Source organism: Promineifilum sp. (SeqCode), assembly GCF_041918635.1.
Taxonomy (GTDB): domain Bacteria; phylum Chloroflexota; class Anaerolineae; order Promineifilales; family Promineifilaceae; genus Promineifilum.
This window is the reverse complement of the sequence record NZ_JAYRVJ010000231.1, coordinates 1-10,785: the sequence shown is the minus strand read 5'-3', so window position 1 is coordinate 10,785 and position 10,785 is coordinate 1. Positions and strand designations below refer to the sequence as shown.

Sequence of the window (10,785 nt, the reverse complement as noted above, 5' to 3'; positions counted from 1 at the left end):
GCCTGGCTGGTGCTCAACGACAGCTACTTCCCCGGCTGGCGCGCCTACGTCCGCCCGGCCGGGAGCGACGAGACGGCCGAGCAGGAGGCGACCATCACCCGCGTCAACGGCAACTTCCGCGGCGTGCCCCTGGAGCCGGGGCAGTGGACGGTGCGCTTCCGCTACAGCCCGCGCAGTTTCCAGTTGGGCGGGCTGATGTCGTTCATGGGCGGCGCCGTCGTCATCTTCGCCCTGGGCGTGTGGGCCTGGGGGCGCTTCGGTCGGGCCAGCGGTCTGGCTGATGGCCCCCGCTCGACGACGCGCAGTCTGGCCAAGAACAGCGCCGCGCCGATGGCGCTGAACCTGTTCAACCGGGGCATCGACTTCGTCTTTGCCGCGTTCTACCTGCGCGTGCTCGGCCCGGCGGCCGCGGGCAGCTTCGCCACGGCCATCGCCACGGCCGGCATCTTCGAGATCATCGCCAACTATGGTCTCAACATTCTGCTCATCCGCGAGGTGTCGCAGGATCGGGGGCGGGCCGCTGGCTTCCTGTTCAACTCCAGCATCCTGCGGCTGCTGACGGCCGTTGTGGCTGCCCTGCCCATCCTGGCCTACGTGCTGAGCGCGGTGCGCGGCTCCAACCCACTCTCGCCGGCCGAGGTCACGGCCATCGGCTTCATGATGATCGGCATGGTGCTGTCGGGGCTGGCGCTGGGCGTGTCGGGCCTGTTCTACGTCTATGAGCAGGCGGAAGTCCCGGCGGCCATGGCGACGGTGACGACCATCCTGAAGGTGGGGCTGGGCGTGGCCGTGCTGCTGGCCGGCTATAGCTTCGTCGGGCTGGCCGCGGTGTCTATCGTCGTCAACCTGGTCACACTGGCCCTGCTGGCGGCCGTCGCTTTCCGCCGCTTCGACCTGCGCGGGCCGTGGGCGCTCGACCCGCCGCTGCTGCGCAGCATGGCCCGCCTCGGCTTCCCGCTGATGCTCATCCACCTGTTGCAGACCATCTTCATCTCCATCGACGTACTGCTGTTGCGCCAGCTGCTGCCCAACGGTGAGGAGGTGGTCGGCTGGTACAACAGCGCCTGGAAGTGGTTCAACGCCCTGCAAATCATCCCGTCCTTCTTCACGCTGGCCCTCTTCCCCATCATCTCGCGGGCCATCCAGGACGACATGGACGCGGCGCGGCGCATGTATCGCCTGTCGCTCAAGCTGATGCTGCTGCTGGCCCTGCCCATCGCCGTGCTGACCACCTTCGCCGCTTTCCCGCTCATCGGCGTGCTCGGCGGCCGGGAGTTTTTGCCGCAAGGGGCCATCGCCCTCCAGGTCATCATCTGGTCGATCCCGTTCGGCTGGCTCAACAGCGTCACCAACTACGTGCTGATCGCCCTGGGGCTGGAGCGGATGCAGCCGCGGGCGTTCGTGCTGGCCGTGGGCTTCAACGTCATCGCCAACTGGTTCCTTATCCCGCGCTACAGCTACGTCGCCGCGGCCGTCATCACCATTCTGTCCGAGGTCGTGCTGCTGCTCGTCTTCGCCTACTATTTGCGGCAGCGCGGCATGGGCCTGGCCTGGTGGCAGTTGGCGGCGCGCCCGCTGCTGCTGGCGGCGCTGATGGTCGGAGCGACGTGGCTGGGGAGTCAGATACACCTGGTCGTTGGGCTGGCCCTGGGCGCGGCTGTCTACGCCGCCGGGCTGTTCGCCTTGCGCATCCTCGGCCCGGAGGAGCGGCGGGCGCTGGGGCGGCTGCGGGGGCGGGGAGAAGCGGCCGGTGTTCAGTAGGACAGTGTTCAGTAGGTCAGTAGGCCAGTAGACGAGATGAGTAAGTTAGTGGACAGTGGGCAGTGGTCGGTCGCCGGTCGGCTGTCATCCGTCATCCATCGCCGCCGGCCGCGCCTCGCTCTCCTCGTCGCCATCCTGCTCCTGGCCTCGGCCATCCGCTTCGTCGCCCTGGACAACTTCCCCTCGCCGCACGGGGCCACGCCGCCGGGGCTGGAGCACGACGAGGTGGCCCACTGGCTCATCAATCGCGACATCCTGGCCGGCAACCACGCTATCTACTTCGCCGAGGCTTATGGCCATGAGGCGCTCTACCACTACGTCCAGGCCTACTTTGGCGCGCTGGTGGGCGATCACGCCCTGGCGCTACGGCTGCCGTCGGCCTATCTGGGCGTGCTGCTGGTCGCGGTGAGCTACGCGCTGGGGCGGCGGCTGTTCGGCCCCGGCGCGGGGCTACTATCGGCCGCCTTCCTGGCCGTGCTCTTCTGGCCGGTGTTCTACAGCCGGCTGGCGCTGCGGGCAATCATGTTGCCGGTGTTGTCGGGGGTGTCGGCGGTGCTGTGGTGGAGGGCGTTTGGGCGGGGGAGCAGGGGAGCAAGGGAGCAGGGGAGCGCCAGAGCGTGTCTGCCCGCATCTGAGGATGCGGCCTCTGATGCTCCCCTGCCCCCCCGCTCCCCTGCTCCCCTGCTCTTCCTCGCCGGCACGGCCGCCGGCCTCTCCCTCCACACCTACATGGCCGCCCGCGCCGTGCCCATTTTCTATGGGTTGTTCACCGTGTATCTGTTCGTCTGCCACCGGCCGGCGTTGCGGCAGCGAGCGCGGGGCGTGGCGTTATTCTGGGCGGCGCTGATCGTGGTGGCCCTGCCGCTGGCCTGGTTCCTGCTGAACCACCCCGGCGCGGAGGTGCGTACGAGCGAGGTGGACGCGCCGCTGCGGGCATTGTTGGCCGGGGATGTTCGTCCGGTGTTGACCAACGCCGTCGCCCTGGCCGGGCTGTTCGGCGTGCGCGGCGACCCGCTGTGGCGGCAGGGCATCGCCGGGCGGGTCGTCTTCGATCCGCTGCTGGCGCTGCTATTCTACGGCGGGGTGGCGCTGTGTCTGTGGCGCTGGCGCGAACCGCGCCATGCGTTCCTGCTCCTGTGGCTGGGCGCGTCGCTCATCCCCAGCCTGGTCACCATCGACGCCCCCAGCACCATCCGCGCCATCAACCTGCTGCCCGTGGTGATGCTGTTTCCGTGGGTCGCCCTCCAGGCGCTCGTCGGGCGATTTGCCAAATCGCCCGACAGGCAGGTTGTCCACACCCCTGCCCACTTATCCACAGCCGGTGGAAAGTTATCCACAGATTTAGTCACAACTGTCGCCGCTGGAGCGCTGGGATTGCTATTCGTCTATCACGGTTGGAGCACGGCCGCCGGCCTGTGGCGCGTCTGGGCGGCCAACGACGAGGTGCGCTTCGTCTGGCAGGCGGCGCTGACCGAAGCCGCCGCTTTCCTCGACGACACGACCGCGTCCGGCCCAGTGGCCGTCGGAGGCTGGTCGCCGGAGTCGATGGACCCGCCGACGATGGCCCTGTCGCTGCGGCGCGAAGATTTGTCGCTGCGCTTCTTCGACCCGCTGACGAGCCTTATTCTGCCCGTCTCGCCCGATGGGCAGCCGGCGCGCGTCGTGCGGCCGGCCATCTTGCCGCTCGCGCCGCCGCTGGAGCAGCTCATCGCCCGCTATCAGCAGCCGGCCGGGGAGTTCGTCCGCTACGAAGTCCCGGCGCGGCTGGACATTGCGCCGCCATACCCGGTTGATGCCGAGTTTGGCGGCCAGTTGCGCTTGCTGGGCTACGACGCCGATCGGCCGTGCAACTCCGCCCCGTGCGAGGTCGTCACCTACTGGCTGGTGACCGCCCCGGCCGGCGGCCCGCGGCGCATTTTTCTGCACCTGATGGACGAGAGCGGCGCGCTGATCGCCCAGGACGACCGGCTCGGCGCGCCGGCCGAGCATTGGCGGGCGGGGGATATAGTTTTCCAACTACTGACGCTGCCGAGTCTCGATGGCGAGTTGCGGGTGGGGATGTACGATCCAGAGACGGGGGAGCGGTTGGTGACGGGGGAGGGGGGGGAGTATGTAGTGTTGGAATGAGTCAGGTGAGCAAAGATGGGGCACGATGCGCAATATGCACGAGGCCATCGATCTGCACGTTCGCGGTCTACTGAATGATAAACTGCCGATTCCCAAGTCGCGCTCATCCGCCGAATATGTGGCGGTAGTGGCTGATTGAACGGGCCGGCGTCGCGTCCACCGCATCCGAACGCCGTTTGGCCCGATTGCCTTGCCACGACGCCCGCGCCGCTCCATCTCCCCCGCACCGCTGCTCCCCCGCTCCCCTGCGCTTTCAGGGCGTCACCCTCGTCAAATCGCGCGGGAACAGCGTCGCCAGCCGCAGGTTCGGCAGCCCAAGGAGTTGCATCAGCAGCCGCTCCAGCCCAATAGCGAAACCGCCGTGGGGCGGCATGCCGTAGCGAAACGCCTCCAGGTACGTCTCGAACGGCTCGTGGGGGTAGCCGGCCCGGTCGAGCGCGGCCAGGTAGTCGCCGTAGCGGTGCAGCCGCTGCCCGCCCGTCACCAACTCCGTGCCCCGGAAGAGCAGGTCGAACGAATTGGAGTAAGCCGGCCGCGCCGGGTCGGGGTGGGTGTAGAACGGCCGCTTGACCATTGGGTAGCCGGTGACGAACAGGAAGTCGCTGCCGTGCTCCGCCTGCGCCCACTCGCCCAACCAGCGCTCGTCCTGCGGCGACAGGTCAGGCTCGCCGCGTACGTCAATGCTGTGGCGTTGCAGGATAAGCTCCTGCGCCTCGGCAAAGTGAATGTGAGGGATGGTTGGCGGGACGGCGGGCAGGGCGGCCTCCAGCAGCGCCAACTCGGCCGCGCACGTTTCTTCCAGGTGGGCAAAAATCCCGGCCACGACTTCGCGTAACAACGCCATGACCGTGAAGTGATTGTCGATGAAGCCAAACTCCACGTCGAGGCTGACGTACTCGTTGACGTGGCGCACCGTGTCGTGCGGCTCGGCGCGGAAGACGGGGCCGACCTCGTAGACGCGCTCGAAGACGCCGACCATGATCTGCTTGTAGAACTGCGGGCTTTGGGCCAGGAAGGCCGGCCGGCCGAAGTAGTCGAGTTTGAAGACGTTGGCCCCGCTCTCGGTGGCCGAGGCGACGATCTTGGGCGTCTGCACCTCGGTGAAGTGGCGCGCGTTCAGCGTGGCCCGGAAGCCGGCCATGGCCCCGGCGGCCAGGCGGAAGACGGCCCGCCGCGCCGGGTGGCGGTTGGCGACGACGGCGTGGTCGAGCAGCGTGGGCAGCGCGGCGTTGAGTTGGCGCTTCTGCAGGGGCAGGGGCGGCGGCGTGTCGATGGGCGTGATGACCGTGATGGCCGGCTGTTGCAGCTCCAGCCCGTCGGGCGCTTGCGAGTTGGCGACGACCAGGCCGGCCAGGCCGATGACGCTCCCCAGCGCGCAGCCGGCCAGCGGGGCCAGGTCGGCGTCGTTCTCGGTCACGGCCTGGATCGTCCCCCAGCCGTCGCGCAGGACGACGAAGTTGACGCCGCCCAGCCGGCGCACGTTGTGCAGCCAGCCGCGCAGGTGAACCATCTCACCCAGGTGTTTTCCGGCCTCGACCGTGCGAATCTCGTTCATGCCTCTACCTCCGTTCTCTTCCAACAAAAAAGCCCTCGTCCTCATTTGGAGGACGAGGGCCGGAAAGCCTTCGTGGTGCCACCACCATTCGCCCCACGTGGGGGCCTCAGCGGCGCGCCGGGTTGGGCCGGCGCGCCAACGCGCTGTAACGGGCGCTCCCGGAGGCGGCTACTGGCAGGACGTTCGCCGCTCGGCTCAGGGGTGTCGTCGTCGAGGCCCGGAGGCGGGGCTTACAGCGCAGCGCCTCGCTCTCTGGACACCGGGTGGTCTCGTTGACCTGTCCCCGTCATCGCCTTTTGCTATGGTGTGGGTATGGTACTCGGGTTAGGAGCGTGTGTCAATGGACGAATGGGACGCTGAGGGCGCTGATTGCAACGCCGCCGGCGTCCCGTTCCTTAACCGATGTTGACGACCTCGAACTCGACGAAGCCGGAGGGCGTCTGGGCCTGCACGGTCTGACCCCGCTTGGCCCCCAGCAGGGCGCTGCCGATGGGCGAGATGTTGGAGATACGTCCCTTAGTGGGGTCGGCCTCGTGCGCGCCAACGATGACGTAGGTCTCGTCGTCTTCCTCGCCCACCTCGCGCACCGTCACGGTGCTGCCGATGCGGACGACGTTCGATGGGCCGTTGTTTTCGATCACCGACGCCCGGCGCAGCATGTCCTCGAGCTGGCGGATGCGCCCCTCGATGAAGCCCTGCTCCTCTTTGGCGTCGTGGTAGTCGGCGTTCTCCTTCAGGTCGCCCTGTTTGATCGCCCGTTCCAACTTTTGCGATACCTCTTCCCGGCGGGTGGTCTTCAGATGATCCAACTCCTCGTGGATCTGCTTCAGCCCCTCCGGGGTCAGATAGACAGTATCATCTCCGGTCATTCTCGTTCTCTCCAGTAACTATGTACCCCTGTCACGGACGCTGCTCGGTCAGTGGCGGGTTTGGCTTGCCGTCTCGCGGCTGACGGAAGCCGGCGCGCGGGCGCGGCGGGTCAGCGAACTCGCATCTACGGTGTGGGCAAAAAGACTAAATGGCTCGCTCAGCGTTGCCGGCGGTGGGCCGCCCGGGGCTGAGGAATTGGCATGCGCGGTCTCCCGTGAGCCTCAATCATTGGGAATTGCCGACAGTATAGCGCAGGGTGGGGCGGTTGTCTAGTAGGGGCAGACCTGCGTGTCTGCCCCAGGGCGCACACACAGGCCTTGGTGCGCACACACAGACCTTAGGGCGCACACGCAGGTGCGCCCCTACGCCTCCGACCCCGCCATCAGCAGGCCGACGCGCTCGCGGGTGGCTTCCTCGATGGGCAGCGTCTTGACGATGCGGCCGTCGAACATGACGGCCACGCGGTCGGACAGGCTGAGGATCTCGTCCAATTCGGCCGAGACCAGCAGCACGGCCACACCGTTGTCACGCTGGGCGACGATCTGCTTGTGGATGAATTCGATGGAGCCGACGTCGATGCCGCGTGTCGGCTGGTTGGCGATGAGCAGCTTGACCGGCCGGGAGAACTCGCGGGCCACGATGACCTTCTGCTTGTTGCCGCCGGACAGGTTGCTGGCGTGGGTGAAGATGGACGGCGTGCGCACGTCGTACTGTTTCACCAGCCGCGCCCCGTTCTCGGCGATCTGGTCCCGGTTGAGCACGGCATTGCGCGAGTAGGGGGTGCGATAGTAGCGGTTCAGCACCAGGTTGTCGGCGATGGTGTAGGGCATGACCAGCCCGTGCTTCTCGCGGTCTTCGGGAATGTGGGCCACGTCCAGTTCCGTCACCTGGCGCGGGGTGTAGTGGGTGGCGTCCTCGCCGGCGATGGTGATCGTGCCGCCGGCCACCGGCCGCAACCCCGTCAGCGCCTCTACGAACTCGCGCTGCCCGTTACCCTGCACGCCGGCCACGCCCAGGATTTCCCCGGCGCAGACCTGGAGCGACAGCCCTTTCACCGCTTTGTGATGGCGGTCGTCCATCACTTCCAGCCCATCAATCGACAGCACCATCGCGCCGGGTTCGGCTTCGTCTTTGTCCACTTGCAGGATCACTTTCCGGCCGACCATGAGTTCGGCCAGGCTGGCCTCGGTCGATTCCGCCGGCGCAGCCGCGCCCACGCTGCGCCCGCCGCGCAGCACGACGATCCGGTCGGCCACGGCCAGCACTTCTTTCAGCTTGTGGGTGATGAAGATGATTGACACGCCCCGCCCGGCCAGCTCGCGCATAATGTGAAACAGTTCGTTGGCTTCCTGCGGCGTCAGTACAGCCGTTGGCTCATCCAGGATGAGGATGTCGGCGTTGCGGTAGAGGGCCTTGATGATCTCCACGCGCTGTTGCAGGCCGACGGGCAGGTCGTCCACCTCGGCCGTCGGGTCAATCGAAAGGCCATACTGCTCCGAAAGTTCGCGCACGCGGCGGTTGGCCTCGCGCTTGTCGATGTAGCCAGCGGCCCGCGTCACCTCCGCGCCCAGGATGACGTTCTCGGCCACGGTCATCACCGGCACAAGCTGGAAGTGCTGGTGCACCATGCCGACCCCACGGGCGATGGCATCGCCGGGACTGTGCAGCGTGACGTGCTCCCCCTTGATCCAGATCTCGCCCGCGTCAGGGCGATAGAGGCCGTAGAGGATGTTCATCAGCGTGCTCTTGCCGGCCCCGTTTTCGCCCAGCAGGGCCAGGATTTCGCCCCGACGCAGTGTCAGGTCTACGCGGTCGTTTGCCAGCACGCCGGGGAACTGCTTGGTGATGCCTTTGGCTTCCAGGACGATGGGCGCTTCGTTGTTGCTCATGGTCACTCCACGTGTAGCATGGGTTTCTTAAGCCGTGTTCTGAAACCATGTCTGCTACGCGGGTTAAGAAACCCGCGCTACTCTATGCGATCTCAGCCACCTTTTTCGTAGGGCACGCCGCTGGCCGCCGGGGCGCGCGAGCGGCCGACGAAGCCGGCCAGTACCAGAATGGTCAGCAGATAGGGCAGGCTGCCGATGAATTGCGGCGGCAGGTTGACGCCGAAGAACTGGAGTTGCGTCTGCATGGCGTAGGTGAAGCCGAACAGCAGCGCCGCGCCCCAGGCCCCCAGCGGCGTCCACTTGCCGAAGATCATGATCGCCAGGGCCAGAAAGCCGCGGCCATTGGTCATCAGCCGCTCGAAGGAGCCAACGCCCTCCAGCGTCAGGAACGCGCCGGCCAGCCCGGCGATGGCCCCGCCCAGGATGACGTTGATGTAGCGAATCCGATAAACGTTGATGCCCACCGTGTCCGCCGCGCTGGGGTGCTCGCCCACGGCCCGCGTGCGCAGCCCCCATCGCGTATAGAACAACACGTAATGGACGACAAAGACGAGGAAGATCGCCAAATAAGTGATGGGCGGGTTGCGAAAGAGCACCGGGCCGAGGAGGGGGATGTCAGCCAGCGGGCCGAGGGGGATGGGCTGGAACTTGCCCTGGGTCGTCAGGCCCGTTACGTAGAAATATCCGGTCAGGCCCACGGCCAGGATGTTGATGACCGTGCCGCCGATGATCTGGTCCATCTTCAACGTGACGGCCATGAAGGCCAGCAGCGCGCCCATGAGCGCCCCGGTCAGCGCGCCGACCAGCGTCGCCACCCACAAATTGCCGGTGTAGACGTTAGCCAGGAAGGCCACGAAGGCGGCCAGGAGCATTTGCCCCTCGATGCCGATGTTGACGACGCCGCTCCGCTCGCCCAGCAGGCCGCACAGCGCGCCCAGGATGAGCGGCGTGGACTGCCGCAGGGTAGAGGCCAGCACGGCTGTCGTCACGCGGTCGTTCGTCATGTAGGCGTAGAGGATGGAGCCGACGATGATGACGGCGATCAGCACCCACCATTTGTGCTCGATCAGCCAATTCCTCGATTCGACCTGGCGTTGCGCGGTTAGTTCCATAGCGGGTTCCCTGTGTTTTCAGGTGCAACCCACTTCAGAAAGTGGGTCGCACCAGGTCGTCTGCTATCACTTGCCCCAGCCGGTGCTCAACGTCACCTTCTCATCGTCGCGATCGCGCTGGCGGATGAGCCACTTGACGATGATGTCGGCGGCGACGAAGAAGAGGATGAAGGCGGTGATGACGTCGGTGATCTCTTTGGCGACGCCGGCGCTGAACTGCATTTGACTGGCGCCAGAGCGCATCGCGCCGAGCAGGATCGCCGCCGGAATGACGCCGAAGGGGCTGGTCTTGCCCAGCAGAGCCACCGTGATGCCGTCGAAGCCTAGCCCGGCGTTGAAGCCCGGCTGGAAGCGGCCGACGATGCCCAGCGTCTCGACTGCGCCGCCCAGGCCGGCCAGGAAGCCACTGATCATCATGGTCATGATAATCATGCGGGCCACGCGAATGCCGGCGTATTGGGCCGCACTGGAATTAAGGCCGACGGTGCGAATCTCATAGCCGAGCGTTGTCCGATAGAGCACCCACCAGACGATGACGGCGGCCAAGATGGCGAAGATGAAGCCGAGCGGTACGTTGCCCAGGATGGGAAGCTCGGCTGAGGGCAAGATTTTCGGCGTGCGGGCCACGATATTGCTCGGCGACGTATCTTTCCACGGCCCATCGGCCAGAAAGTCGGTGATGTTGATGGCGATATAGTTGAGCATGATGGTCACGATGACCTCATGCGCGCCGGTGTACGTCTTGAGCGCGCCGGGGATGAAACCGTAGAGCGCGCCGGCCAGGCCGCCGATCAACAGCGCCAGGGGGGCGTGGATGAGGGCCGGCAGTCCATTGATGGCGTAGCCGGCGTAGGCGGCCACGATGGCCCCGATGAGCAATTGCCCCTGCGCGCCGATGTTGAACAACCCGGCCTTGAAGGCGAAGGCGACGGCCAGGCCGCTGAAGATGAGCGGCGTGGCTTTCTCCAGGGTGCGCTGGACAGCGACCGGCGTGCCAAACGCGCCCTTGATGAGCGCCCCATAGGCTTCAAGCGGGCTGGCCCCGGAGACGAGGAGCAGGATGGCGCCGATCAGCGCGCCCAACAACACGGCCACGAGGGGCACACTGATGCCCCGCCACACCCGCCGCAACCAGCTCCTGGCCCGATCGCCGCTGTCCGTCGTGGGAACTGTCGTCATAGCCGCCTCTCAGACAATTAGGAATTAGGAATTAGGAATTAGGAACCGGTACTGCGTGATGTTGTGCGTTTAGACAATGTGCGACGTGCCGAGTCCGGCACGTCGCACATTGCGTACTACTTACCTAGAACGTGAGGCGCGCCGGGAGAGGCGGCCTCGTCTCGTCATCGTTCCGATTAGCCACCCGGGGTGTAGCCGGTGGTGATAGAGCCGTCCTGCAGGCCCGCTTCGGTCGCGGACAACAGGTCTTTGACTTCCTGCGGAACCGCGTCCTCATGCTCGTGGAACGGGG

7 protein-coding genes are annotated in these 10,785 nt (G+C 66.3%); 2 read left to right on the top strand and 5 right to left on the bottom strand.

All coding sequences use genetic code 11. The features are described 5' to 3' along the window. Both ACE3UY_RS07960 and ACE3UY_RS07955 read left to right on the top strand, forming a co-directional pair. Positions 1-1,761: oligosaccharide flippase family protein (locus tag ACE3UY_RS07960; RefSeq protein ID WP_374687011.1), on the top strand; the 1,761-nt coding region annotated here is incomplete at its 5' end. Positions 1,762-1,797: 36 nt separating this feature from the next. Next, positions 1,798-3,888 (top strand): glycosyltransferase family 39 protein, encoded by a 2,091-nt coding sequence (locus ACE3UY_RS07955; RefSeq protein WP_374687010.1) that lies wholly within the window; start codon positions 1,798-1,800, stop codon positions 3,886-3,888. Positions 3,889-4,141: 253 nt separating this feature from the next. On the opposite strand, the gene aspS is transcribed toward ACE3UY_RS07955, so the two are convergent. From aspS to ACE3UY_RS07930, 5 genes are all read right to left on the bottom strand, one after another. After that, the gene (gene aspS / locus ACE3UY_RS07950) at positions 4,142-5,443 is read right to left on the bottom strand and encodes an aspartate--tRNA(Asn) ligase (RefSeq protein WP_374687009.1); all 1,302 of its coding nucleotides are present in this window, start codon (positions 5,441-5,443) and stop codon (positions 4,142-4,144) included. Between the two features lie 395 nt (positions 5,444-5,838). Further along, positions 5,839-6,312 (bottom strand): transcription elongation factor GreA, encoded by a 474-nt coding sequence (gene greA, locus ACE3UY_RS07945; RefSeq protein WP_374687008.1) that lies wholly within the window; start codon positions 6,310-6,312, stop codon positions 5,839-5,841. A 363-nt stretch (positions 6,313-6,675) separates the two neighbouring features. Beyond that, positions 6,676-8,202: an ABC transporter ATP-binding protein gene (locus ACE3UY_RS07940; protein ID WP_374687007.1), complete on the bottom strand. Its 1,527-nt coding sequence runs from the start codon at positions 8,200-8,202 to the stop codon at positions 6,676-6,678. Between the two features lie 92 nt (positions 8,203-8,294). Next, positions 8,295-9,314, bottom strand: coding sequence for an ABC transporter permease (locus ACE3UY_RS07935; protein ID WP_374687006.1), 1,020 nt, complete (start codon positions 9,312-9,314; stop codon positions 8,295-8,297). 66 nt (positions 9,315-9,380) lie between these two features. Beyond that, a complete protein-coding gene (locus ACE3UY_RS07930) occupies positions 9,381-10,493 on the bottom strand; it encodes an ABC transporter permease (RefSeq protein ID WP_374687005.1) in 1,113 nt (370 codons plus the stop codon). Between the last annotated feature and the right edge of the window lie 292 nt (positions 10,494-10,785).

Coding starts and splice junctions, on each gene's coding strand:
- ACE3UY_RS07955 (WP_374687010.1), top strand. CDS start 1,798: ATGAGTAAGTTAGTGGACAGTGGGCAGTGGTCGGTCGCCGGTCGGCTG.
- ACE3UY_RS07940 (WP_374687007.1), bottom strand. CDS start 8,202: ATGAGCAACAACGAAGCGCCCATCGTCCTGGAAGCCAAAGGCATCACC.
- aspS (WP_374687009.1), bottom strand. CDS start 5,443: ATGAACGAGATTCGCACGGTCGAGGCCGGAAAACACCTGGGTGAGATG.
- ACE3UY_RS07935 (WP_374687006.1), bottom strand. CDS start 9,314: ATGGAACTAACCGCGCAACGCCAGGTCGAATCGAGGAATTGGCTGATC.
- greA (WP_374687008.1), bottom strand. CDS start 6,312: ATGACCGGAGATGATACTGTCTATCTGACCCCGGAGGGGCTGAAGCAG.
- ACE3UY_RS07930 (WP_374687005.1), bottom strand. CDS start 10,493: ATGACGACAGTTCCCACGACGGACAGCGGCGATCGGGCCAGGAGCTGG.